Origin of the sequence: Mesorhizobium sp. M0317 (assembly GCF_040321555.1) — a bacterium.
GTDB lineage: Bacteria > Pseudomonadota > Alphaproteobacteria > Rhizobiales > Rhizobiaceae > Mesorhizobium.
Window position 1 is genome coordinate 39843 of sequence record NZ_JAMYRV010000027.1, and the last position, 23413, is coordinate 63255.

24 protein-coding genes and 1 pseudogene are annotated in these 23413 nt (G+C 61.6%); 21 read left to right on the plus strand and 4 right to left on the minus strand.

Features of this window, described 5'->3' with window-relative positions:
- Positions 1 to 100: 100 nt before the first annotated feature.
- Complete coding sequence (locus NKI88_RS19205) at positions 101 to 427, plus strand: low affinity iron permease family protein (RefSeq protein ID WP_352656601.1); 327 nt, start codon at positions 101 to 103, stop codon at positions 425 to 427.
- Positions 428 to 642: 215 nt separating this feature from the next.
- Here NKI88_RS19205 and NKI88_RS19210 read toward each other — a convergent pair whose 3' ends face one another.
- On the minus strand, positions 643 to 918 hold the full coding sequence (locus tag NKI88_RS19210) for a hypothetical protein (protein ID WP_023667991.1): 276 nt from the start codon (positions 916 to 918) through the stop codon (positions 643 to 645).
- Positions 919 to 1135: 217 nt separating this feature from the next.
- Here NKI88_RS19210 and NKI88_RS19215 point away from each other — a divergent pair, with 217 nt between their 5' ends.
- The 9 genes from NKI88_RS19215 to NKI88_RS19255 all read left to right on the plus strand — a co-directional run bounded on the left by NKI88_RS19215 (position 1136) and on the right by NKI88_RS19255 (position 10354).
- Positions 1136 to 2242 (plus strand): NAD-dependent epimerase/dehydratase family protein, encoded by a 1107-nt coding sequence (locus NKI88_RS19215; RefSeq protein WP_023681102.1) that lies wholly within the window; start codon positions 1136 to 1138, stop codon positions 2240 to 2242.
- The gene (locus NKI88_RS19220) at positions 2239 to 3312 is read left to right on the plus strand and encodes a GDP-mannose 4,6-dehydratase (protein ID WP_352656603.1); all 1074 of its coding nucleotides are present in this window, start codon (positions 2239 to 2241) and stop codon (positions 3310 to 3312) included. The genes NKI88_RS19215 and NKI88_RS19220 overlap by 4 nt, the downstream gene beginning before the upstream one ends.
- The gene (locus NKI88_RS19225) at positions 3309 to 4601 is read left to right on the plus strand and encodes a TIGR04295 family B12-binding domain-containing radical SAM protein (protein ID WP_352656605.1); all 1293 of its coding nucleotides are present in this window, start codon (positions 3309 to 3311) and stop codon (positions 4599 to 4601) included. The genes NKI88_RS19220 and NKI88_RS19225 overlap by 4 nt, the downstream gene beginning before the upstream one ends.
- A complete protein-coding gene (locus tag NKI88_RS19230) occupies positions 4586 to 5686 on the plus strand; it encodes a glycosyltransferase family 4 protein (protein ID WP_352656607.1) in 1101 nt (366 codons plus the stop codon). The genes NKI88_RS19225 and NKI88_RS19230 overlap by 16 nt, the downstream gene beginning before the upstream one ends.
- A gap of 2 nt (positions 5687 to 5688) precedes the next feature.
- A complete protein-coding gene (locus NKI88_RS19235) occupies positions 5689 to 6819 on the plus strand; it encodes a CgeB family protein (protein WP_352656609.1) in 1131 nt (376 codons plus the stop codon).
- Positions 6816 to 7910 carry a CgeB family protein gene (locus NKI88_RS19240; RefSeq protein WP_352656610.1) on the plus strand — a complete coding sequence of 365 codons (1095 nt, stop codon included), beginning with the start codon at positions 6816 to 6818 and terminating at the stop codon, positions 7908 to 7910. Before NKI88_RS19235 ends, NKI88_RS19240 begins: the two co-directional genes overlap by 4 nt.
- Entirely contained in the window at positions 7907 to 9010 is a 1104-nt protein-coding gene (locus tag NKI88_RS19245) for a CgeB family protein (RefSeq protein WP_352512445.1), read from the plus strand. Before NKI88_RS19240 ends, NKI88_RS19245 begins: the two co-directional genes overlap by 4 nt.
- Positions 9011 to 9033: 23 nt before the next feature.
- Positions 9034 to 10074, plus strand: coding sequence for a UDP-glucuronic acid decarboxylase family protein (locus NKI88_RS19250; RefSeq protein WP_023681096.1), 1041 nt, complete (start codon positions 9034 to 9036; stop codon positions 10072 to 10074).
- 94 nt (positions 10075 to 10168) lie between these two features.
- Positions 10169 to 10354 carry a hypothetical protein gene (locus tag NKI88_RS19255; RefSeq protein ID WP_023667982.1) on the plus strand — a complete coding sequence of 62 codons (186 nt, stop codon included), beginning with the start codon at positions 10169 to 10171 and terminating at the stop codon, positions 10352 to 10354.
- An 8-nt stretch (positions 10355 to 10362) separates the two neighbouring features.
- Here the strand turns inward: NKI88_RS19255 and NKI88_RS19260 are convergent, their stop codons facing one another.
- Positions 10363 to 12177 carry a hypothetical protein gene (locus NKI88_RS19260; protein WP_352656612.1) on the minus strand — a complete coding sequence of 605 codons (1815 nt, stop codon included), beginning with the start codon at positions 12175 to 12177 and terminating at the stop codon, positions 10363 to 10365.
- A gap of 85 nt (positions 12178 to 12262) precedes the next feature.
- Here NKI88_RS19260 and NKI88_RS19265 point away from each other — a divergent pair, with 85 nt between their 5' ends.
- The 11 genes and pseudogenes from NKI88_RS19265 (at position 12263) to NKI88_RS19315 (ending at position 21233) form a co-directional block, all read left to right on the plus strand.
- Positions 12263 to 13366, plus strand: a complete 1104-nt coding sequence (locus tag NKI88_RS19265) for an inositol-3-phosphate synthase (protein ID WP_023681094.1) — start codon at positions 12263 to 12265, stop codon at positions 13364 to 13366.
- A complete protein-coding gene (locus tag NKI88_RS19270) occupies positions 13363 to 13959 on the plus strand; it encodes a histidine phosphatase family protein (protein ID WP_023667978.1) in 597 nt (198 codons plus the stop codon). The genes NKI88_RS19265 and NKI88_RS19270 overlap by 4 nt, the downstream gene beginning before the upstream one ends.
- A gap of 14 nt (positions 13960 to 13973) precedes the next feature.
- Positions 13974 to 15074, plus strand: coding sequence for a CgeB family protein (locus NKI88_RS19275; RefSeq protein WP_352656614.1), 1101 nt, complete (start codon positions 13974 to 13976; stop codon positions 15072 to 15074).
- Positions 15074 to 15877: a sugar phosphate nucleotidyltransferase gene (locus tag NKI88_RS19280; protein ID WP_352656616.1), complete on the plus strand. Its 804-nt coding sequence runs from the start codon at positions 15074 to 15076 to the stop codon at positions 15875 to 15877. Before NKI88_RS19275 ends, NKI88_RS19280 begins: the two co-directional genes overlap by 1 nt.
- A 3-nt stretch (positions 15878 to 15880) precedes the next feature.
- The gene (locus tag NKI88_RS19285) at positions 15881 to 16642 is read left to right on the plus strand and encodes a TIGR04290 family methyltransferase (RefSeq protein ID WP_023687791.1); all 762 of its coding nucleotides are present in this window, start codon (positions 15881 to 15883) and stop codon (positions 16640 to 16642) included.
- Entirely contained in the window at positions 16635 to 17567 is a 933-nt protein-coding gene (locus NKI88_RS19290; RefSeq protein WP_352656618.1) for a glycoside hydrolase 5 family protein, read from the plus strand. The genes NKI88_RS19285 and NKI88_RS19290 overlap by 8 nt, the downstream gene beginning before the upstream one ends.
- A gap of 7 nt (positions 17568 to 17574) precedes the next feature.
- The gene (locus NKI88_RS19295) at positions 17575 to 18732 is read left to right on the plus strand and encodes a glycosyltransferase (protein ID WP_023704590.1); all 1158 of its coding nucleotides are present in this window, start codon (positions 17575 to 17577) and stop codon (positions 18730 to 18732) included.
- Between the two features lie 8 nt (positions 18733 to 18740).
- Positions 18741 to 19718, plus strand: coding sequence for a GNAT family N-acetyltransferase (locus tag NKI88_RS19300; RefSeq protein WP_352656620.1), 978 nt, complete (start codon positions 18741 to 18743; stop codon positions 19716 to 19718).
- Complete coding sequence (locus tag NKI88_RS19305) at positions 19618 to 20625, plus strand: class I SAM-dependent methyltransferase (RefSeq protein ID WP_352656622.1); 1008 nt, start codon at positions 19618 to 19620, stop codon at positions 20623 to 20625. The genes NKI88_RS19300 and NKI88_RS19305 overlap by 101 nt, the downstream gene beginning before the upstream one ends.
- Before the next feature lie 72 nt (positions 20626 to 20697).
- Positions 20698 to 20915: pseudogene (locus tag NKI88_RS19310) on the plus strand (hypothetical protein).
- Positions 20916 to 21056: 141 nt separating this feature from the next.
- Positions 21057 to 21233 (plus strand): hypothetical protein, encoded by a 177-nt coding sequence (locus tag NKI88_RS19315; RefSeq protein WP_352656624.1) that lies wholly within the window; start codon positions 21057 to 21059, stop codon positions 21231 to 21233.
- Here the strand turns inward: NKI88_RS19315 and NKI88_RS19320 are convergent, their stop codons facing one another.
- Positions 21234 to 21797 (minus strand): sigma-70 family RNA polymerase sigma factor, encoded by a 564-nt coding sequence (locus NKI88_RS19320; protein WP_023681087.1) that lies wholly within the window; start codon positions 21795 to 21797, stop codon positions 21234 to 21236.
- Between the two features lie 625 nt (positions 21798 to 22422).
- Positions 22423 to 23394, minus strand: a complete 972-nt coding sequence (locus tag NKI88_RS19325) for an amino acid ABC transporter permease (RefSeq protein WP_352656626.1) — start codon at positions 23392 to 23394, stop codon at positions 22423 to 22425.
- Positions 23395 to 23413 lie beyond the last annotated feature (19 nt).

Genomic DNA, 23413 nt, shown 5'->3' on the forward strand with positions numbered 1-23413 from the left:
CAAGCACTGCGCCGTGAATTCATCCGTCGCGCCTAGCTGGCTCGTGCCGGCGCGATGCACTGCGGTCGGGAACCACGGTCACTGCCGCGAGTTCTTTCGCATGGCCAATCGTCCCGTCACCGGCGTGCTTACCTCAATCGGCACATTAACCTCCCGCCCCGCGGCATTCCTGATCCTGTTGGTCTACGCAATCCTTTGGATGATCTTCGAGCGACAGACCCTGGACTGGCATGGAGCGGCTACCTTGTTTACGTGGGCCATGACGCTGTTCATCCAGCGTGCCGAGCACCGCGACACTCAGGCCATTCACGCCAAACTGGATGAGATCCTGCGATCAGACCACAATGCCTCGAACATCACGCGGATCGACGATGAAGAGCCCGAGGAAATCGAAAAACACCGCCACCGCAAGCAGCAGGACGACTGATGAGCGGCGTTTTGGTTTCACGGCAGGACGAGTAGCGGGTTTCCAGCTTTTGACGCCTATCCAGCCCCGCCGCCTCCTGCGCTCAGGCCCAGGCCTTCGATCCTTACTGCGGCTGTGGTTCAGCGACCGAAGGATCGGAGCGCTCTATTGTTCCACTGCATCCAGAAAAATTTGCCCGAGAACCAGGTCAGGCAAATCGGCCGGCTCGAAGTGCGTCATTCGCCTTTCTGGTTGCGCTCTACGAACTTGTTGAAACGGCTGGTTTGTCCGTCACCAGTCTTGGACTGGTAAAGAAAGGCCAGATCGTTCTCGTCGAATATGCGGAAGAACTCGTCCCATTCGACCGGCTCGAATGCTTCCTCGGGTTTGCCGAAGTCGATCCGCAGGATGCCGCCCGCGCCTTTGGTGCGAACCACTGCCGGCCGTCCATCCCGCTCCTCGGCCCATTTGCGGATTTCGTCGTGATTGGTGGTCGTTTGCGACTGGGACATTGAAATCTCCTTTGATCATCGGCGTTGCCAACATCGGGCATCGTCGGGGCTGCCGGCGTCCTAACAGCACAAGCGCGGCAATGTTCCGGCACGGCGCGGCGAGCGCGATGTGGCTGCTTCCGAACGAAGCCGGCCAAAGGAACTTTGTTGAAGCCAAGGGAACAAACCTTTTGCCGAAAAGTTCGGGTCGCCAAGATTACCTGTCTGAGGAGTGGTCGTGAAACGGATATTGGTTACAGGGGGCTGCGGCTTCATTGGCCGGCATGTCGCCCAGGAACTCATCGAGCAGGATTATTCGGTTCGCATTTTGGATGTGCTGCTGGAGCAGGTGCACGCAGGCGAAACAGTCGCCCTTCCCGCCGGGGCCGAGCTGATCAAGGGCGACATTCGGGACCGGGAGGCGGTCGCCAAGGCGCTGGAAGGCGTTGACGCGGTCATTCATCTAGCCGCGGAAGTCGGCGTCGGACAGTCGATGTACGAGATCGCGCGCTATGTCGGCACCAACGATCTCGGCACCGCGACGCTGCTCGAGGCGCTGATCAAACACCCGGTCGAGCGCATTGTCGTCGCCTCATCGATGAGTGTCTATGGCGAGGGCCTCTATGCTACATCGGACGGCCGGCGCATCGACAATGCCCGGCGCAAGGCGAGCGACATCAAAAACGGACAGTGGAATCCGCTGTCGCCGGAAGGCGAACCCCTCTCCCCCCTGCCGACGGACGAGGAAAAGCCGGTCGATCTCGCCTCTATCTATGCACTGACGAAATACGCCCAGGAACGCGCCGTGCTGATCTTCGGCGAAGCCTATGGCATCGATGCGGTCGCGCTGCGCCTGTTCAACGTATTCGGCGCCGGCCAGGCGTTATCGAACCCCTATACCGGCGTGTTGGCCAATTTTGCTTCGCGTCTCGCCAACGGCCAACGTCCAATGATCTTCGAGGATGGCGAACAGAAACGCGATTTCGTCCATGTGGATGACGTCGCCCGCGCCTTTCGTCTTGCGCTGCAGCAACGCCAGGCAAGGGGTCACGTCATCAACATCGGCAGCGGTCGAGCCTATGCTATCAGCGACGTCGCGCGGGTACTTGCCGAGGCCATGGGAACGCCGGACCGCTCGCCAGAGTTGCTCGGCAAGGCGCGCTCCGGGGATATCCGCAACTGCTTCGCCGATATTTCCAAGGCCCGTGAGCTGCTCGGTTTCGAGCCGAGGCAGCAACTGGAGAATTCGCTCGCCGATTTCGTTTCCTGGGTGCGCAACTCGTCCGCCATCGACCGCGGCGCCGACATGAAACGCGAGCTTGAAGAACGTGGGCTGGTGTCATGAATACGCGCAATCGACGCGACGCGCCGGTCGCCATTGTCGGCGGCAGCGGCTTCATAGGATCGAACCTGGCCGACAGCCTGTTGTCGGATGGCGAGCCGGTGCTGGTGATCGACAATCTCAGCCGCCCCGGCGTCGAACAGAACCTTGACTGGCTGGCGCAGAAACACGGCAGCCGCCTCATGGTCGAAACCATTGACGTGCGCGACGCCAACGCGCTTGCGCCCGTTCTGAAGAGTTCCAAGGCGATCTTCCATCTGGCCGCGCAAACCGCCGTCACAACGAGCCTGGTCCAACCGGACGAGGATTTCGATATCAACCTTCGAGGAACCTTCAATGTCCTCGAGGCGGCGCGGCTGAGCAGTGAGTTTGTTCCGGTGGTCTTCGCCAGCACCAACAAGGTCTATGGCAGTCTGCCCGACGTCGCGGTGCGCGAGGACGGCGATCGTTACCTGCCTTGCGACGGCATCATCCAAGCGAATGGCATCGACGAGACCCACGGCCTGGATTTCTGCACGCCCTATGGCTGCTCCAAAGGCGCGGCGGACCAATATGTGCTCGACTATGCCAAATCCTACGGCATGCCCACGGCGGTGCTGCGGATGAGCTGCATCTACGGGCCGCGCCAGTTCGGAACCGAGGATCAAGGCTGGGTCGCGCACTTCCTGCTGAGTGCGCTGACGGGACGTCCAATCACCATTTACGGCGACGGCAGACAAGTGCGCGATATACTGCATGTCTCCGATGCGGTCGCCGCCTACAGGGCCACGCTCGATCGTATCGAGACGACCAAAGGCCAGGCATTCAATCTTGGCGGCGGCCCCGATAATGCGATCAGCCTGCGCATGCTGTTGAGCGAGATCCGTAGCTTGACCGGCCATGAGCTTTCGATCCGCCATGATGACGAACGCACCGGCGATCAGCCCTTCTTCGTCGCCGACACCCGCAAGATCAAAGCGATGCTTGGCTGGAAAGCTCGTGTTTCATGGCGCGAAGGCATTCGCGATCTCGCAGACTGGCTGCAACAACACCGGCTCCAGCCTCGCCCCGAAGTCGTGAGGTACGTCGCATGAAAATCGCCCTGGTAAACCCGTTCTGGACCTATGACGACAGCATCTATTTCGGCTGCCGCCAACCACATCTCCCGCTGGAACTCGGCTATTCGAAATCCCTGCTCGAAACAGCCGGCCATGAGGTGCTGATGCTGGATGGGCAATTGCAGGAGCTCGAAAACTCGGACCTCTCCGAGCGTGTGGCTGATTTCGCGCCGGCAATGACGGTCGTCAGTACCGCCCCGACTTATCTGTTCTGGCGCTGCGCACCACCCGAGTTGCGCGTGCCGGCCGATTTCCTCAACCGTCTCGCCGGGCGCGGTGGACGCACAGTCGCGGTCGGGCCGCATGGCTCGGCTACGCCCGCGCCAACCTTGCGCAAGCTTGGCGTCGACATTGTTGTGCGCGGCGAATGCGAGGAAATCGTCGCGGAACTTGCCCGGCGCGACGACTGGAGCGCGGTCCCCTCGACCGCTTACCTGCGCGACGCCAAGGTGGTTTTGAACGGCGGCGTCCACGCCAGCTCGTTTGTCGATCATCCGCCACTCCAATGGCCATCAGACTGGATTGCAGCCCATTCGCACCACCATCACAGGTTCGATGACAAGCAGGTTGGGTTCGGCGCGGAGGTCGAAGCATCGCGCGGCTGTCCCTACAATTGCAGCTTCTGCGCCAAGATCGATTTCCGCGATTCCTATCGCCGTCGAAACCACGAGGCGGTCATAGCGGAAATCGATGGGCTGATTGCCCAGGGCGTCGGCTACATTTATTTCATCGATGAAATCTTCCTGCCGCAAAAAGCGCTGTTGGAAGCGTTGATCGATCGCGACGTGAAGTTCGGTGTGCAGACCCGCATCGACCTCTGGAAACCCGAGCTGCTGGAACTGCTTGGTGCGGCCGGCTGCGTCTCCATCGAGGCCGGTCTCGAAAGCCTGACCGTGGAAGGTCGTGCGATGCTGGCAAAGCGCTGCCGGCTGGGTACCGAGGAACTCGCCGCGCTGCTCGTCAATGCCAGGCGTCACGTTCCGTTCGTACAGGCCAATCTGATCGGCGTCGTCGAGGATGACCCTGCCCTTGTCGACTACTGGCGAACGCACCTCATCGACAACGGCGTGTGGGCCAATGAACCCGTACCGCTTTATCCATATCCGAGTTCGCCAAGCTATCGCGAGCTTTGGGGCGAACCCGACGACCTCGCCTGGGAGCGCGCCCATGATCACTATCTCGCATCATTCCAGAAGTTCAGCGACATCCAGGAAAGGCGCCCGCGTCCGCTGGCGGAACTGGAGGCGACATGTTGCGGACACTGACGCCGCGCTCGCGGCGCATCCTGATGACGGTCGATGCCGTGGGCGGCGTGTGGCGCTATGCGCTCGACCTGGCCAGGGAACTTGTCAACGGCGGCGATAGCGTAGTGCTTGCCGGTCTCGGTCCGCCACCGTCCAGGCAGCAGGCCGACGAGGCGGAGGCTTTCGCGAAGCTGATCTGGCTGAACACGCCGCCGGATTGGATGACCCGCAACGGCGGTGATCTCGACGCGCTGCCGCGGGAGTTGCATGCGCCCATGCGCGACCACGCCATCGACCTTGTCCATTTCAACGCGCCTTCGCAGGCGGCGGGATTCGACGCGCCATGCCCGGTCGTGGTGGTCTCCCATTCCTGCGTGACGACCTGGTTCCATGCGGTCAGAGGACAGGCGGCGGATGGCGCATGGGCCTGGCAGAAGGAGCGTAACAGACGCGGCATGGATCGGGCCGACGCGGTCATCGCGCCGAGCCGCAGCCATGCCGACATGCTTGAGACCTGCTACGGCCCGATCGCGCGCTTGAGTGTGGTCAGAAATGGTGCCCGTCCTCTGCCGAAGACCGAAAAGCGCCAACCGCTCGTCTTCGCCGCTGCCCGCTGGTGGGACGAGGGCAAAAATGCGGCGGTGATCGACCAGGCGGCGTCCCTGACGCGATGGCCTCTGTTTGCCGCCGGTCCGACGAACGGCCCAAACGGCGAGCATGCCAGCTTCAGCCATGCTGTTGCTCTCGGAGCAGTGCCATCCGACGAGGTGCGTTCGTTGATGGCTCGCGCGGGTATTTTCGTGTCGCCATCGCTCTACGAGCCATTCGGCCTGGCCGCGCTGGAAGCCGCCATGTCGGCTACGCCCCTGGTGCTTTCCGATACCACCACCTATCGCGAACTATGGGACGGGGCCGCGATATTCTTTGACGCGCGCGATCCGCACGATCTCGCTGCCTGCCTCAATCGTCTCTCCAGCGATGCCGAGCTCCGGCGAGAGCTTGGCCAGGCAGCCATCCGACGCAGCCGCAGGTTTAGGCTGACAAAGCAGGCAGCGGCTATGCGCGGCGTCTACGACAAAGCGGCCTTAGCGATGGCGGAGCGCTGATCATGCGCTTTGTGTTCTACACCCACTCGGTCGTTTCCGACTGGAACCATGGCAATGCCCATTTCCTGCGCGGCGTTATGCGAGAGCTGGTCCAGCGCCGGCATCAGGCGATTGCGCTGGAGCCGGCGAATGGCTGGAGCCGGTCGAATCTGCTGGCTGAGAAGGGGTCGTTCGCCATCGAACGCTTCCGCAAGGATTTTCCCGAACTGATGCCGGTGACCTACGATGCCGGATTTGATCACGAAGCCTGGATCGCCGAGGCCGACGTTGTGATCGTTCATGAGTGGACGGATCCGGAGCTTGTCGCACGTATTGGCCGTGCCCGGGCCGCCGGCGGCAACTTCATCCTTCTTTTTCATGACACCCATCACCGGGCCGTGTCGGCGACCGAGGCGCTCTCGGCGCTCCGGCTGGAGCACTATGACGGCGTTCTCGCCTTTGGCGAGACCTTGCGCGAGAGCTATCTGCGCGCCGGCTGGGGCAAGCGCGTCTTCACCTGGCATGAAGCGGCGGACGATCGCCTGTTCAAGCCGCACCCGGAGATCCACCCCACCTCCGATCTGGTCTGGATCGGCAACTGGGGCGATGATGAGCGGACCGCCGAACTCAAGGAGTTTCTGATCGAGCCGGTGCACGATCTCGGCCTTGATGCCGCTGTTTACGGCGTACGCTACCCCAAGACCGCACTCGCGGATCTGGCCACCGCCGGACTGCGCTATGAGGGGTGGATCGCCAATGCCGACGTGCCGAAGGCCTTCGCCGCGCATCGGGTCACCGTTCACATCCCACGGCGCCCCTATCGCGAGAGGTTGCCCGGTATCCCGACGATCCGCATGTTCGAGGCACTCGCCTGCGGCATTCCGCTGATTTCAGCGCCATGGTCCGATGTCGAGCAGCTTTTCAGGCCCGGTATCGACTTCCTGTTTGCCGAGAATGGCTCGCAAATGCGGCAACAGCTTCGGACGGTGTTGTCCGACGAGGACTTTGCGGCCTCCCTGGTGACCTCGGGTCTCGAGACCATCCGCTCGCGGCACACCTGCCGCCACCGCGTCGACGAGTTGCTCGGCGTGCTCACGCAATGCGCGAACCGACACACCGCCGTCCCGACAGCCGCAAAGGAAGCCGTCGCATGAAAATCGCATTCTATGGATCGAGCCTTTTGTCGTCCTACTGGAACGGTGCCGCGACGTACTATCGCGGTTTGCTCAAGGCACTTTCGCAATTGGGTTACGAGATCACGTTCTACGAACCCGATGTCTACGACCGGCAGAAGAACCGCGACATCGAAGCGCCCGACTGGTGCACTGTCGTCGTTTATGAAGCGACCCAGCATGCGCTGATGCAGGTGGCGGCACGTGCCGCCGGCGCCGACATCGTCGTCAAGGCGAGTGGCGTCGGTTTCGAAGACGAGGCGCTGCTTCGCGCCGTTCTCGACCAAGCCCGCAGCGACGCGCTTGTCGTATTCTGGGACGTGGATGCGCCAGCCACGCTTGCCCAGTTGCGCGACGAGCCGGACCACCCGCTCCATCGTGCACTGCAGGAGATCGACCTCGTGCTGACCTATGGTGGCGGCGATCCCGTTGTCTGGGCCTATCGTGCCATGGGCGCCAAGGAGTGCGTGCCCATCTACAATGCGCTCGATCCCGAAACGCACCATCCGGTCGCCAGCAAAGCGCGTTTTGCCTGCGACCTGGCGTTCCTCGGAAACCGGCTGCCGGACCGTGAAGCGCGTGTCGAATCGTTTTTCCTCGATCCCGCCAGCCAGCTGCCGAAACAGCGTTTCCTGCTCGGAGGCTCGGGTTGGGGCGACAAGCCGCTCCCCACCAATGTAGGCTGGCTCGGCCATGTCGGCACCCGCGATCACAACGCCTTCAATGTCACCCCAAAAGCCGTGTTGAACATCAGCCGCGACAGCATGGCCGCCAACGGTTTTTCACCGGCCACGCGAGTGTTCGAGGCGGCCGGCGCGGGCGCCTGTCTCATCACGGATGCATGGCTGGGCGTGGAACTGTTCCTGAAACCAGGCGAGGAGATCCTGGTCGCGCGTGACGGCGGCGATGTCGCCGAAATAATGCGCTCGCTGACCCCCGGGCGGGCCAAGGCAATCGGCCAAGCCGCACTTCACCGCGTGCTGGCGGACCATACCTACGCGCTTCGGGCGGATGTGGCGGATGCCGTCTTCAAACGTCATTTCGAGCACGGGGCCGTGGAGGCAGCGGAATGACCAAGAAACTGGACATCGTCTTTCTCGGCCTGTCGCTGTCCTCATCCTGGGGAAACGGCCACGCCACGACTTTCCGGGGTCTTTTGAAAGGCTTGCACGGACTCGGTCACCGGGTGACTTTTCTGGAGCGCAACGTGCCCTGGTACGCCAATCACCGCGATCTGCGCGATCCGGAGTTCTGCGCCTTGCGCTACTACGAAACCACTGCGGAGCTGCAACGCGACTACGCACAGTGCCTGGAGCAGGCCGACATCATTGTCATCGGATCCTTTGTTCCAGAAGGACGCCAGGTCATCGACATCGTCGCCTCGCTTTGCAAGGGGCAGCTCTGCTTTTACGACATCGACACCCCGGTGACCCTGGCCAAGCTTTCAGCCGACGATTGCGATTATCTGAGTTCGCGGCAAATTCCGTATTTCGATGTCTATTTCTCCTTCACCGGCGGACCAACGCTCAGCCATCTGGCGCAAGACTTCGGCGCGCGCCATGCCGAACCTCTCTATTGTTCGGTCGATCCGGAACGGCATCACCCGACAGGAGATCCGATCCGCTGGGATCTCGGCTATCTCGGCACCTACAGCATGGACCGGCAGACAACGCTGAACGCTCTGCTGCTCGAGCCCGCACGGCATATGCCGAACCTCCGTTTCGTCGTGGCCGGCTCCCAATATCCATCCGACATCATCTGGCCGGACAATGTCGAACGCATCGAACATTTGCCGCCAGCCGATCACGCCGCGTTCTATAGCCGTCAGCGCTACACGCTGAATGTCACACGCAGTTCCATGATCACCGCAGGATGGTCGCCCAGCGTGCGCCTGTTCGAAGCGGCGGCTTGCGGCACGCCCATCGTCAGCGACCGCTGGCCAGGGCTCGACAGCTTCTTTCCCGCATCGGCGATCCACACCGCCGCGGAGACGGACGAAGTCATCGATATCCTCGTTGGCGAGTCCGAGCGCGCACGCCTGGCCATGGCCGGCCGGGCTCGCAAACTCGTCCTCGCTTCCCACACCGGTGGGGCCAGGGCTCGCGAATTCGTGGCGGCGCTGACCCAACCAAGGGCGACGGCCCTCGATCTCGACATTGGAAGTGCAGCATGAACGGCAGACAGGAGAAAACAGCGATGCGACAGACAAGAAAGGCGCACAGGGCAAAGACGGTGCTTGTTGCCGGCGGCGCGGGTTTCCTCGGTTCGCATCTTTGCGAAGTATTGCTCCGCAACGGCTGGCGCGTGATCTGCGTTGACAATTTTCTGACCGGGCGCATGGAAAACATCATCTCGATCATGGACCGGCCGGGTTTCCGGTTGATCGAGCAGGACATCTGCCGGCCATTGGATCTCGGCGAGCCCGTGGATCACATCTTCAACCTGGCCTGCGCCGCCTCACCGCCGCGTTATCAGGCCGACCCGATACACACCACGCGTACCTGCGTGATCGGAACCCTCAACCTGCTCGAACTCGCTGTCCGCAATGACGCGCGACTGCTGCAGGCCTCGACGAGCGAAGTGTATGGCGATCCGGAACAACACCCGCAAAGGGAGGATTATGTCGGTCATGTGAACTGCACCGGCCCACGCGCCTGCTACGACGAGGGCAAGCGCACCGCCGAAACGCTTTGCTTCGACTATCTAAGGGCCGGCAAGGCCGACGTCCGCGTCGCGCGCATCTTCAACACCTACGGTCCGAGAATGGATCCGGCCGACGGTCGCATCGTCTCGAATTTGATCATGCAGGCGCTCGAGAAGCGTCCGCTGACGATATTCGGCGACGGCCAGCAGACGCGATCCTTCTGCTATGTCTCCGACTTGATTGATGGATTGATGCGCCTGATGAACATCGACCCCAATCCGGGCAAGCCGGTCAATCTGGGCAATCCCGGAGAATTCACCATCGTGCGACTGGCGGCATTGGTGAAGGCGATGACCGGCACTAAGTCGGATCTGAAATTTCTGCCCCTGCCGCAAGACGATCCTCGGCGCAGGCAGCCTGATATTTCGCGTGCGAAAACGCTGCTCGGCTGGTCGCCGAGAGTGCCGCTCAACGAAGGGCTCAAGCTGACGATCGATTATTTCGCGGCGCTCGAAGGCACCGGCATCGGCGATCAGATGACAGGCCTTGCCAAAAGGAGACCCGCAGGCGGGCTGCAGAACCTTCCTGCATGACGTGGGCCGCGGCCGGACCTGCCCGGAGATCGTGCGGAACATCCATCCAACCTTGTAGTTTGGCGGGAGGGACCCGATACGGAGGATCATCCTCATGCAACCCAAGCGACCCGCGAAGGATGTCGACAAGATTGCCGAACGCGAGGCGGCTGCCTATCTGCGGCGCTCCTCCATTACCTATCTCGAGTGCTGCGTCAGCCTGATGATGACGCATCTGCAGCGCGAGGAAGTGGCCGCTATTCTCGAGCAGGAAGCAGACATGCTGCGAAGGCTGGATTGATCGAAACGTTACAACTGAGAGTCGTCCAGGAACCGTATCAACCCCGCCCTGTATCGGTCTGCCGTCGCGGCCAGCCTTGCTTTTTCCTGGCCATTTTCGGATTGCGCAGCCGTGCTCCAGAGCCCGATTTGGAACGCCAAATAGCAGGGTTCGAAAAAATCGATGTGGCCATTGTCAATGTCGAGCCCCATCCCCTCGACCAATGTCGTCACATCGCTGTCGGATAGTCCATATTCGACACGGGCGCCGGCAATGTCCCACTCTATCGGCTGGCAGCCAATCAAATCGTGTGCCCGGCAATGGTCGACGGCATCTGTCTTGAGCACCGTGCCGTCGGCACAAACGAGAAACTCCCACGCGTGAAGCTTTCCGTCGATTTCCACCGGCTGCAGAACATGCGCAGGGGCTTTTTTCGAGAGCCAACCGCGCAACGTCGCCGCTCGGTTCTCGCCCAGGGCTTCAGATGTATTGGAAACAGCCATTTCCGCGAGTGCGAGCAATGATGCACCCGGTTCGCAGGTTCGGAGATTGAGCGCCCGCCAGGTTAGATAGCGCGCCAACTCCGCGAGCAGCCTTCCTCTGGGCAGCGGCGCCTGGTCCATCGTGGTGCCGTCAATCCACCGTTCGACCAGAAAGCCGTGGCAAAGCCCGACCACTTGCGATCCGAACCCGGCTTTCCCCAACATTTCCGCGGCTCGTCTCTTACGCCGTCCGGTTTCGCCGAGGCCGGCGAATTTGACGAGCCAGCGACCACACCCCGCGGACGCCAGGAATTTGCGCCGCTCGATGCCGCGCGGGCTCGGCGGCCAATGCTTTTCGTCGACGTAGTGGACGCTCCTCCATTCGCCACCAGACAGTTCGGTCAGGCGTAATTCGGGGCTGCCGACCGCCTCGGCCACCCAGTCGCGCAGCGTGGGAATGTTCGAGCTTTCGGGGAAGGTGCATTCGAGCGCCGTCGCCACATGTTTCGGACAGCGCGACCATGTCTCCCTGGCCTCCCGTGACGCTTCGATGCCCGGGTTGCCAGGATGGCTGGGAAACAGGTGAATGCGGTCCATACCAATACCCAGTTCCCGCAGCCACGCGACGACGGCGTGCATCGAACTGCCGGACAGACCGGGACCTTCGTCTACAACGGCGAAGCGTGCCGATGGATTGTTCTTCCAGGAAGCGATCGAGCGCGAATCGGCATTGATGTGCCTGCGGAAAGGATGGCCGACCGGACGAACGCTGAACGGCGCCGGCGCGCCAATCGCGGCAGCCACTATGGCGGCAAGCCCCAGGCCGATGCTGCGGATGCCGATCACGCATGTGTTCGCATCGAGACCTGACTCCTGCGCCGCTCCCAAATAGCTTTCGGGATAAAGCGCGTAATGCGCGTAACCCTCGGCAGAACCGGTCAGAACCTCAGCCTCGCAATCCAACCCGTCCAGCAGTTGGAGAAGTCCCGGCTCGATGCCACCGCCCACGGCGAAACCGCTTCGCCACGACTTCGCCACCTCTGCCGCAAGACCAACCAGCAATCTGGCGCCTTGCTGTTGCCGCGGCGAAAAGATGTCGATGCCCCTGTTCTCGAAATCGACATCGGCAAGCGCGCGAACCAGTTCCGATACGCTGATGAATAGGCCGACCAACGCGGCATGGCGTCGGACGCCATGAGCCATGCGGTCCAGACTTTGAGCAACTTCGCTCGCAGCATCGCGAAGCCGTTCTGCGCTCTGCCTCCGCTTCTGGTCGCCGTAAACGATCATCGACCGGTTTTCCAATGCTTTGCCTTGCGGCAACGCAGCCAGCGCTGCTTCGATCCATGCTGTCTTGCGCAATTTTTCGGCAGGCCAAGGAACATTCCGGCACGCTGGTGGTTCGGCGGCAGGAACTTACCTTTGAACAGCATAGGGCGGCAGTTTCGTGGGATCGAAAAAGGTTCGTGTCGGTATCGTCGGGGTCGGCAATTGCGCATCCTCCCTGGTGCAGGGCCTCTCCTATTATCGTCACGCAAAAAGCAACGAACCAATCCCAGGGCTGATGCATGCCGACCTCGGCGGTTACCATGTCGACGACATCGAGATTGTCTGCGCATTCGACGTCGCCAGGAGCAAGGTTGGCCTCGACGTCGCTGAAGCAATCTACGCCGCCCCGAACAACACGTTCCGCTTTGCCGATGCGGCGGCAAACGGCGTTCGCGTCGAGCGCGGACCGACACTTGACGGCATCGGAAAATACTTGCGCGACGAAATCGAGGAGGCGCCGGAGCCGGTTGCCGACGTCAGCGAAATCCTGCGCAACAGCGGCGCCGACGTGCTGGTCTCTTACCTGCCGGTGGGCTCCGAGGAGGCGACGCGCTTCTACGCCGAATGCGCGCTTGAGGCCGGCTGCGCCTTCGTCAACTGCATACCCGTTTTCATCGCCTCACGTCCGGAATGGCGCCGGCGCTTCGAGCAGCGAGGGCTGCCGCTGGTCGGCGATGATATCAAGAGCCAGGTCGGGGCGACCATCGTTCACCGCCTGCTGGCCAATCTCTTCCGCGAGCGCGGCGTGCGCATCGATCGCACTTATCAGCTGAATTTCGGCGGCAACACCGACTTCCTCAACATGCTGGAACGCGAGCGGCTGGAATCAAAGAAAATTTCCAAGACCCAGTCCGTGGCCAGCCAGTTCGATGTTCCCCTGGAGCCGGGCAATATTCATGTCGGACCCAGCGACCACGTACCGTGGCTGACCGATCGCAAATGGGCCTATATCCGAGTGGAAGGGACGACCTTCGGCGGCGTGCCGCTCAACGCCGAGCTCAAGCTGGAAGTCTGGGATTCTCCAAATTCAGCCGGCGTGGTGATCGATGCGATACGCTGCGCCAAGCTTGCGCTCGATCGCGGCATAGCGGGAGCACTGACCGGCCCCTGCAGCTATTTCATGAAGTCGCCTCCCGAACAGTTCACCGACGCCGAAGCCCGGCAGCGCACGCTCGCTTTCATCGCCGGCAAGGACGAGCCTTTGCTGGATGCCGCGGAATGACGACAACCTTCTTTTTGATCCGTCATGCAGCGCACGACAATGTCGGCTCCTATCTTGCAGGACGAATGGACGGCGTTTGCCTTGGCGAGGCTGGGAAGGCGCAGGCCGCGCATCTTGGTGGCCGCATGGCCCGGGAGCCGATTGAAGCCATCTTGTGCAGCCCGCGTGAGCGTACGCAAGAGACGGCCGTGCCGATCGCGCTTGCCTGCGGCGTCGGTGAAATCGCGATCTGCGCCGAACTCGACGAGATCGATTTCGGCGATTGGTCGGGAAAGACCTTCGACGAGTTGAACGGCGACGCCGGCTGGCGGGCGTGGAACGACCAGCGGCAGGAGGCCAGGACACCGAGCGGCGAGACCATGCTGGATGTCCAGGAGCGGATCGTCGCACTGATGAACGCAGTACGCGAGCGGCATCCGAATCAGTGTGTCGCCCTGGTCAGCCACGCCGACGTCATCAAGGCCGCCGTCTGCAAGGTTCTTGGCTTGCCGGTCGGCGACTGCTTCCGCTTCGACATCGATCCAGCCTCGATCACGACGATCGTGTCGGGTGACTGGGGCTCCAAGCTCCTGCGAATGAACGAAGCTGCCTGACGAGGACTTTCCGGATGCAGATGGTCATTTTCGGTCTCACCGTTACATCATCATGGGGCAACGGCCATGCCACGCTCTGGCGCGGTCTGATCCGCGCCCTGGGTCGGCTGGGATGGTCCATCACCTTCTTCGAACGCGATACCCCCTACTATGCCGGGACGCGTGATCTCGATCGGCTCGATGGCGGCAACGTCGTCATTTATCCGGACTGGGAGGACATCCGTCGCGTTGCGGAGCGGGCAATGAAGCAAGCGGATGTCGTCGTCGTCACCTCCTACTGTGCCGACGCCGTGGAGGCCTCGCGGCTGGCGCAGCAGACAGGTCGCGGATTGCGTGTCTTCTACGATCTCGACACTCCGGTCACGCTTGCCCGCATCGAGCAAGGCGAGCGTCCGCCCTATTTCGGACCTGAGGGTCTCGCCGATTTCGACCTCGTTTTGAGTTACACCGGCGGCTCTGCGATCGAGGCGCTTAAGTCGGTTTTGGGCGCGCGTCACGTGGTGCCGCTCTATGGGCATGTCGATCCCGACCAACACCGGCCGGCAGAGAAGCGGGCCGAATTCGCCGGTGATCTGTCCTATCTCGGAACCTATGCGGCGGATCGCCAGGCCGGCGTCGAAAAGCTGCTGGTCCGCCCGGCCGCGCGCCTGCCCGACCACCGTTTCATCATTGGCGGCGCGCAATATCCGCAGGAATTCCCATGGAGCGACAACATCTTCTTTGTCAGGCATCTTCCGCCAGCCGACCATCCGGCTTTCTTCTCATCATCTCGCCTGACACTGAACGTCACCCGGGAGGCGATGGCGCAAAAGGGCTGGTGCCCGTCGGGACGGCTCTTCGAAGCGGCCGCGTGTGGGGCTGCCATCGTCACCGATGCATGGCCGGGCCTGGCCGAATTTTTCGAACCCGGCCGCGAAATCTTGTTGGCGCATGACACCGATGATGTGGTCGCCGCATTGCGATTGCCGGAGCGCGAGCTCGACGGCATTCGAAGGCGTGCCCGCGACCGGGTCTTGGGCGAACACACTTCCGCACGGCGCGCGGCGGAACTGGATCGCATCCTGAACGAGGCCTTTCAAAGATCTCCCGGCGCACCGATGAGGGAAGCGGTCTGATGTTGGGCATCGTACCCGCTGCCGGGCGCGGCAGCCGCATTCAGCCGCTCGGCTTCTCGAAAGAGCTGCTGCCGGTCGGTAGCCGGATCGATGGACAGACCGAGCGTCCATGCGCCGTGAGCGAGTATCTGGTACGGCGCATGGTGCAGGCCGGCGTCGACAAGATTTGCTTCATCATCGGATCGGGCAAATCCGACATCCTTGAATACTACGCCGCCGGCTACGGTGACGCGGCGGCTCTCTTCGTGGTGCAGCCGAACCCCGTCGGTCTGTGCGATGCGATCTTCCGGGCGGCGCCCCTCGTCGCGCCCGACGAGGTCGTCCTGGTCGGCCTTCCCGATACGATCTGGTTTCCCGAGGACGGTTTCCGCCATTTGCCCGACGATCAGCTCTCATTTCTGCTTTTCCCGGTGGATCAGCCGGAATTCTTCGACGCCGTCGTCACCGACGTCCACGAGCGCGTGATCGAAATCCAGGTCAAACGACAGGATGCCGCCACGAACTGGGTTTGGGGTGCGTTCAAGATGCCGGGCCATATCCTGCATCAGCTTGCGGCACTCTGGCGTGAGCGCGAGCGCAGTGACGAATATATCGGCACTTTGGTCAACGCCTATATTGCGGCCGGCGGTACAGCTTTTGGTGTCAGGGCTGGGTCGGACTATGTCGATGTCGGCACTTTCAACGGCTATCGAACAGCTCTGCGGTTGCTTGAAAACGACGCCTCATCCGCGCAGCGCCGGCCCACCATGATCATGCCCGGCGCGCAGTCGCATTTACCCGTCGTTCCTGGCGAAGGAGCCTGAGCCATGCTGCATTCCCATGCCGAAATCCGCCGCCGCATCGATGCGCTCGGCCCATGGTTCCACAACATGGAACTTGCCGGCGTCGAAACCGCTCCCAACCATTTTCTGGGCAACTACCCGCTGATCAAATGGCGCAAATTTGCCAATGCCATTCCTGCTGATCTGACGGGCAAGGCGGTACTCGATATCGGCTGCAATGCAGGATTTTACTCCATCGAGATGAAGCGGCGAGGTGCTGACCGTGTCCTCGGCATCGATTTCGATGACGCCTATCTTGCCCAAGCTCGCTTTGCCGCCGAGGTTGCCGATTGCGAGATCGAATTCCAGAAGCTTTCGGTCTACGACGTCGGCTCGCTGCGCGAGACGTTCGATGTCGTGCTGTTCATGGGGGTGCTTTACCATTTGCGCCACCCCTTGCTCGCGCTCGACCTGATCCGCGAACATGTCGCCCGTGACCTGATGATCTTCCAGTCCATGCAGCGCGGCAGCGCGGATCTGCCCGAGTTGGAAGAAAACTATCATTTCTGGACGCATGACCTGTTCGACCAGCCGCAGTTTCCCAAGCTGCATTTCATCGAGCACCGCTATGCCGACGATCCCACCAACTGGTGGATTCCAAACCGCGCCTGCACCGAAGCGATGCTGCGCAGCGCCGGTTTCGAGATCGTTCTGCACCCCGAGCAGGAGGTCTATTTCTGCCGCGCAGCCGGGGACCCGGCCGGCGGCGGCGCCATCTACCCCTCGAAAGGACAGCTCCATGATTGAAGCCGCCATGATCTGGAACGAGCCCAACAACAAATCGCATTGGGACCCAGAGCTCGATCCCGATTGGAGCCGCTTTGCCAGGATGGCGATCTTGTCGGCTGACGCAATCGCGACGGAGAACCCGTCTTTGACGAAAGTACTCGGTGGCATCTCGCCGATAGATCCGGGCTTTATCACCCGCATGAAGGAATTCGGCGTGCTGGACCATGTCGATGCCGTCGCCGTGCACGGCTTTCCGCTCGACTGGAACCTGTGGCAGATCCACGAATGGCCACAGAAGATCGGCGAGATCGCGACCGTCACCAACCTACCCATCTGGGTCAGCGAAGTCGGCGTATCAACCTTCGGCGCGGAAGAAATCCAGGTTTGGGGGCTCAAGCGCACCGCTGAGTTGCTGATTGGCAACGCACCACGCATCCAGTGGTACAGCCTCTACGACCTTCCGCGCGAATGGGAAGCAACGACGCGGCATCGCGAGGCGGAGGGCTCTTCTTACTATCGACATTTCCACATGGGGCTGCTGCGCCAGGAGGGTACGCCAAAACCTGCGCTGGAGGAGTTCCTGCGCTACACGCCCGCAATGGGGCTGGTGCAGTGGTTTCATTTCGAGGACCCCCGGCTGGACGATGCCGTCGCCTGGATGAAGCGGCTGGGCGTCACCAATATGCGCACGGGGCTTTCCTGGGCAGACAGCTTCCGGCCGAACGCGCTGGACTGGTTTGACCGGCAGATGGAGGCACTCGCCGATTTCGACGTGACGGTCACCTTTTGCTTTACACCGCAGCATCGCGGAATGATGCCCCACCACACCAGCCCACCTCTGGTGCCGGAGGAGTTCGCGGAATTCTGCGCAACCATGATCCGCCGCTATGCGCCCGGCATGACGTCCGCTTCGCTCCCGACGCGGCGGGCCTCGGCAGCGTGAAAGTGTCATGCTGCCAATGCATCAGACGCCCGACACATTGGACGAATTAGCGGCATCATCGACAGGTGGTGCGGCATACGGGACCGAGGCGCAACCAGCCGCGGCGCTCACTGTCCTCAATGTCGCCTACCCTCTCGCACCCGTCGGACCCGATGCTGTCGGCGGTGCCGAACAGGTTCTGTCGATGCTCGATCGGGAGCTGGTTCGCGCCGGCCACCGCTCTATCGTCATTGGCTGCCGCGGCTCCAGCGCGAGCGGTACCCTTGTGGAAATACCGGCTGAAAACGGCGTGCTCGACGAGGCGGCGAAGAGCCGCGCGCAGCAGGCTCATCGCAAAGCGATCGCCGCTGCCCGCGCCCGATGGCCGATCGATGTGGTTCATCTGCACGGCATCGATTTTCATGCGTATTTGCCCGACGATGGTCCGACCCTGGTGAGCCTCCACCTGCCCTTGGACTGGTATCCGGCCGAGGCTCTGCGACCGACGCGCGACGACCTGTGGCTCCATGCGGTCTCGCCCACCCAGCAGCAAACGGCGCCACCAGGGGCCAGACTGGTGGCGCCGATTCCCAACGGCGTTGACATCGAAGCACTGAGCCTGGTGCAGCCGAAGCGAGACTTTGCCCTGGTTCTCAGCCGGGTCTGCCCGGAAAAGGGCATTCACCTGGCCCTGGACGCGGCCAAACAGGCGGGCGTGCCCCTGGTCATCGGCGGCAAGGTCTATCCCTACGAAACACATACGCGCTACTTTCGCGACGAGGTCCAATCCCGTCTTGATGCTCGCCGCCGCTTCCTGGGCCCGCTCGGTTTTAACGCCAAGAGGCGCTTTCTCAACGCAGCCCGCTGTCTGGTCATTCCAAGCCTCGCCGCCGAGACAAGCTCGCTTGTCGCCATGGAGGCCCTCGCCTGCGGTACCCCGGTGGTCGCATTCCCGAATGGTGCGCTTGCGGATGTCATCGAGCACGGCAGGACGGGCTTTCTCGTCAACACAGTCGACGAGATGGCCCAAGCCATTCTTGCGGCGCCCAGCCTGGACGCCGAGGCGTGCCGGGTGGAGGCGCGACGGCGGTTTTCGCTGGAACGGATGATCTCGTCGTATATGGCTGCCTATCAGGCGCTGGCACAACTTGGCACAGATTGCCGGCGCTTCGCAGCGGCACCGTGAGAAAAGCAGTGTTGCGCAGCGAAATCATCGATGACCCCGTAAAATTCGATGCCTTGACGCCGCACTGGTGGAAACTATGGGAGCAGAGCTCCTCTGCGACGCCGTTCCAATCCCCCGCTTGGCTGGTGCCATGGTGGCGCGCATTCGCACCCGGTGAACTGGCGACAGTCGCGGTCTGGCGTGGCGGCGATCTGGTCGGGCTGGCGCCACTCTATCTCGAGCATGGAACGGCCGGTTCGAAGCTGCTTCCGGTCGGCATTTCGCTCAGCGATTATCTGGACATCCTGGCTCTCCAGGATATCGAGGCGGCGGTTGTCGCCACCATTGCCGAAACGATCTGCTCGGTCGGGTGGTCACAATGGATCTTGTCTGATCTGCCGCAAAACAGTGCCGGTCTTACGATCGCGCATCCCGGTTTAACGGTCGAGAGGCCGGCAATTCATGCAGCCTGCCCCGTGCTTGCTGTTGCCGGCGACGAAACGTTGGCCGGCTGCGTTCCCGCTCGGCGTAGGCGCCAGTTGCGCCGGGCGCGTCAAGCGGCGTCCAGACGCGGCCGGCTCGCGTTGGCGTCAGCCCGGGGCGATCAGAACTTCCTGAACCAATTGATCCGCCTGCACCATGCACGCTGGGTTGGACATGGAGGTGGTGTATTGGCCGACCCCGCCGTGCAGCACTTCCATGGGCTTTCACTTCCCTTGCTCGATGCTCACGGTCTGGTCCGATGCTGGTTGCTCGCGATCGATGGCACGACTGTCGCCGCCTATTACGGATTTCACCACCGCGGCCGCGCCTATGCCTATCTCGGCGGCCTCGATCCTGCTTATGCCGAGGAGAGCCCAGGTGCGATCCTGATCGGCCACGCGATCGCGGAGTCGATCCGCGAGGATGCGCGCGAGTTCGACTTCCTGCGCGGCCAGGAAGCCTACAAATATGGCTGGGGCGCCGTCGACAGGTGGACGATGCGGAGGATCTGGACGCGGAGTTGATGTCATGAGTGTGCACGCGCAGCGCCGGACATCGGTCAGACGGGCGGTCGAAGGTTGTGTGGCCGATGGTGCCTGCGCCGAAGCTGTTCTCGTCAGGCTGGCGCTTCACCTGCCGCCCACAATTGAAGCGGCGGAATTGGCGGAGGTCGTGCTGAAAGTCCGTCCGGCGAATACCGGCGATGCTGAAAGACTGCGAAAGGTCGCTGGACTGCTGCGCCACAAACCGGGCGTCCTTGCCACTTTGCGAGCGACAGGCGGCGCCGTTCGGCATGAACGCGGTAACGGCGAGACGGATATCGCCGTGGTCAGGAGGCTGGCCTCGAGTTTTGATGCCGCGGCAGCAATTTCGGCCGCGGCAAGTGTCCAGTTAGGATCCCTTGGCGATGACGAGCGGCTGACAGCCATGACCGACGAAATCGTTGAATGGCTCGAGGCGCGAGAATTCACCGGAATTCAACGAGACATTCTCGACATCGGTTGCGGCATCGGACGTTTCGAGCGCGCGCTGTTCAATTCCTTCAAGCGGATGGTCGGCATCGACATATCCTCGCGGATGATCTCTATCGCCTCCGAGCAATGCGCAGCGCTCGGCAATGTCGAACTGCGCCAAACCTCCGGTCTCGATCTGGCCGACTTCGACGACGACAGTTTCGATTGCGTGTTGGCGGTCGACAGCTTTCCCTACCTGGTCCTGGCCGGCATGGCTGAGCGGCTTTTCGATGAAATTGCGCGCGTTCTCAAACGGCCGGGCCGGCTCGCATTGCTGAACTATTCTTATCGCGGATCGCTTTCTTTGGACCGGGCCGACATCGGCCGTCTTGCGCAAACTCACCAATTGCGGGTCGTCATCGACGGCGAGAAGCCGTTTCGGTCATGGGATGGCGACGCCTTCCTGCTTGCTGGGTGAGACGGAACATTACAGCGCGATGCCGGTTCGGCGTCGGCACCGATCGGTGTCCTGGATTCGAAGGAGGAGATCATGGCATCCGGCAGCAAAAAGCATTTCGGACAAGGCAGCCAAGGCAAAGGTGCCGGCGCCGGCGCAATGACCACCTTGGACAAGGACAAGATCGAGGAAAACGCGGTTTTGTCCAACCGCGACAGGAGCAACATGGCCGAGAGCGCGGGCTGGACGGCAATCGAATCAAGTCCGATCAATTTCAGGATCACGCCGCAAACCGGTTGCTGAAGGACTGACGCCACCGCGCCGCGTCTTGCCGCGGCACGGAGGAAAACTGTGCAAGGGCCGCCGGTGAGCCTCTCGGCGGTCGACAACGCCCTGTAGTGCCGAGCGCTCATCATCAGACTTGGATCTAGGGATGCTATCAAGAGAACGTGATGTCTCATTCGAGCGACGATACCACGGATCTGCTTGTCGAGATGGCAGTGGATCAGGAGATTGCTTCCCTCCTGGCCGCCATAGAGCAGGAAGAGATACCAGACCGCCTCTCCAAGCTGGCGATCGAATTGCAAAACGCTCTCGTCGAGAAGCGTCGGCGAGACGTGAAGAGCTGACTATCTGCGGTTGTCGACCTCTATATCGAGCTGACCATCCGACAGCTGATTTCGTCTCTCTATCAATGTCTGCAGAGAGCTCTCCCCGAGTAGCTCAAGGATGTTGGCGCGGGCACGGTTCAGCCGGCTCTTGACCGTCCCTACCGCGCAGCCGCAGATTTCGGCGGTTTCCTCGTAGCCCACTCCTAAAACGCCGATCAGCATCAGCACCTCGCGCTGATGTTCGGGCAGCTTTTGGATGGCGCCGTGAACTTCCTTGCTCTGAACGGTCCATTCCTGGGTAGCTTCCGAAATCGGTCTCGAAGACGCGCAGTCGAGAAGGCCTGGCGCTTCCCGTGCAGCGATCTTGATCCGGGTGTAGTAGGTGTTGCGCATGATGGTGAAGAGCCACGACTTCATGCGTGTACCGGGTTCGAACTTGTCGATGTTGGCGAGCCCTTTGGTCAACGTTTCCTGCACCAGATCGTCGGCATCGTCTGGAACGCGGCAGAAGGTGCGCGCGAAAGCCCGCAGGGCAGGTATCAGATCAACGATGGAAACGTCATTGGTTTGTTGGTCGGCCAAGAGATAGCCTCCGGATGACAATGGTCCCGCTCCCAGAAGAAAGAGTGAATGAACGAAGCCAGAGCTAAATGCATGGAAGTTTGGTTCGTTCCCGCCGTTGGAAACAACTCTTCGAAAATTCCACCGGGCGCGAACACGCCGACTACGGTCTTCCCCCAAACACGCCCACTTCAAAGGAACGAAACACCATGCCGAGCTTCATTCCCGGGAACCTCGCCGGTGCGTTTGGCTGTGCAGGGCATGGACCGAGTCGTGCGGCTGGTAACGCGCAAACCACTGCCTGACAAACCTATTGGCGAACCACGTGGCGAACTCGGCTACCATCGATACATAGCGATAATGGCTGGCCCGGAGGACATGTTAAAGTCGTTGATTTTATCGATTTGTTGGCGCGGGTGAAATCCAGCAATCGGTCGAAGTTGCCGGGCAGTCGGCCAACGAACATGCTCGTCCAGCACTTGCTCTATTCTGCCCTCCGATCAGGCTAAGCCGGTGAAATACCGGGTTGATTCACCCTTGACGGCGTCGCCGAACGGCGTGCTGTGGCGTACAATCTGCAGCTGCTCTCCGAAGCTGGCTGTTGCGGTGCTGTGCAACTCGCTTTGGCGAAAATCACGGATGACGATCAGCGCTTGAGTGAGCGCCCGAACCGGTCTTCGATCCGCGACTGCAGGAACTCGAGCCCCATCGAGAGCAGCCAATAGATCATCGAGGCGGTGATGAGCATCTCGATGTGGCGGAACTCGGTCTGGCCCTGCGTGCGTGCGAGATACATGATCTCCCAGACCCCGACCACCGAGACCAGCGAAGAATCCTTCAGCATCGCAATGAACTGGTTGCCGGTCGGCGGCACGATGACCCGCATCGCCTGCGGCAGGATGACCAGGAACATCGTCTGGTTAGCGCTAAGGCCGAGTGCCGTAGCACCCTCGGTCTGGCCGCGCGAGATGCTTTCGATGCCGGCCCGGAAGATCTCGGTCATGTACGCGCCGTAGCAGAGCGACAGCGCCATGATACCGGCCGGCACGGCGCCGATCACGTAGCCAATCTGCGGCAGGCCGAGATAGATGATGTAGATCTGCATCAGCAACGGCAAGCCACGAAACAAAGAGGTATAGAAGGTCGCCAAGCCATAGACCACGCCGTTGCGGGAAAGTTTGGCGATGGCGCCAACGAATGCGATGAGGGTGGCGATGGCGATCGAAATGGCCGAAATGTAGAGGGTCGTCACCACACCCTTCGAGACGAGGAAGCCGATCTTCTTGGCGATGAACGCGAAGGACAGGTCGAAGGAATAGAAAAACAACATTAGCAGCACGAACAGCTCTATCCAAACTGCCACAATCTGCTGTTTGCGGCTGAGATACCGCAGCGCGTTCCAGTTCGCCACCAAGATCAATGCGATCAGCACCGCCGAGACCGCCCGCCCGACGTCCGGGTTGGCGGCGAGCCACTCGACGGACCACGGAACGAGCTTGCCGAGCCAACTGGCTTTGATGCCGAGCCCATACAGGCCGGCGGCGATGGCGGCGAGCACGAAGAACACGGCAACGCGGCGCGCCGCGTCCGGGTGGTTGAGCAATAGTCGGCCGATCACGTCTTCGATCTCCCTGCGG

Excerpts from the sequence above, each read along its gene's own strand:
- NKI88_RS19305 (WP_352656622.1), top strand. The coding sequence starts at position 19,618 with ATGCGCGCGAGTTCGACTTCCTGCGCGGCCAGGAAGCCTACAAATATG.
- NKI88_RS19230 (WP_352656607.1), top strand. The coding sequence starts at position 4,586 with ATGTTGCGGACACTGACGCCGCGCTCGCGGCGCATCCTGATGACGGTC.
- NKI88_RS19225 (WP_352656605.1), top strand. The coding sequence starts at position 3,309 with ATGAAAATCGCCCTGGTAAACCCGTTCTGGACCTATGACGACAGCATC.
- NKI88_RS19210 (WP_023667991.1), bottom strand. The coding sequence starts at position 918 with ATGTCCCAGTCGCAAACGACCACCAATCACGACGAAATCCGCAAATGG.
- NKI88_RS19295 (WP_023704590.1), top strand. The coding sequence starts at position 17,575 with ATGCTGCCAATGCATCAGACGCCCGACACATTGGACGAATTAGCGGCA.
- NKI88_RS19205 (WP_352656601.1), top strand. The coding sequence starts at position 101 with ATGGCCAATCGTCCCGTCACCGGCGTGCTTACCTCAATCGGCACATTA.
- NKI88_RS19275 (WP_352656614.1), top strand. The coding sequence starts at position 13,974 with ATGCAGATGGTCATTTTCGGTCTCACCGTTACATCATCATGGGGCAAC.
- NKI88_RS19290 (WP_352656618.1), top strand. The coding sequence starts at position 16,635 with ATGATTGAAGCCGCCATGATCTGGAACGAGCCCAACAACAAATCGCAT.
- NKI88_RS19220 (WP_352656603.1), top strand. The coding sequence starts at position 2,239 with ATGAATACGCGCAATCGACGCGACGCGCCGGTCGCCATTGTCGGCGGC.
- NKI88_RS19250 (WP_023681096.1), top strand. The coding sequence starts at position 9,034 with ATGCGACAGACAAGAAAGGCGCACAGGGCAAAGACGGTGCTTGTTGCC.
- NKI88_RS19270 (WP_023667978.1), top strand. The coding sequence starts at position 13,363 with ATGACGACAACCTTCTTTTTGATCCGTCATGCAGCGCACGACAATGTC.
- NKI88_RS19240 (WP_352656610.1), top strand. The coding sequence starts at position 6,816 with ATGAAAATCGCATTCTATGGATCGAGCCTTTTGTCGTCCTACTGGAAC.
- NKI88_RS19315 (WP_352656624.1), top strand. The coding sequence starts at position 21,057 with ATGTCTCATTCGAGCGACGATACCACGGATCTGCTTGTCGAGATGGCA.
- NKI88_RS19235 (WP_352656609.1), top strand. The coding sequence starts at position 5,689 with ATGCGCTTTGTGTTCTACACCCACTCGGTCGTTTCCGACTGGAACCAT.
- NKI88_RS19280 (WP_352656616.1), top strand. The coding sequence starts at position 15,074 with ATGTTGGGCATCGTACCCGCTGCCGGGCGCGGCAGCCGCATTCAGCCG.
- NKI88_RS19245 (WP_352512445.1), top strand. The coding sequence starts at position 7,907 with ATGACCAAGAAACTGGACATCGTCTTTCTCGGCCTGTCGCTGTCCTCA.
- NKI88_RS19255 (WP_023667982.1), top strand. The coding sequence starts at position 10,169 with ATGCAACCCAAGCGACCCGCGAAGGATGTCGACAAGATTGCCGAACGC.
- NKI88_RS19285 (WP_023687791.1), top strand. The coding sequence starts at position 15,881 with ATGCTGCATTCCCATGCCGAAATCCGCCGCCGCATCGATGCGCTCGGC.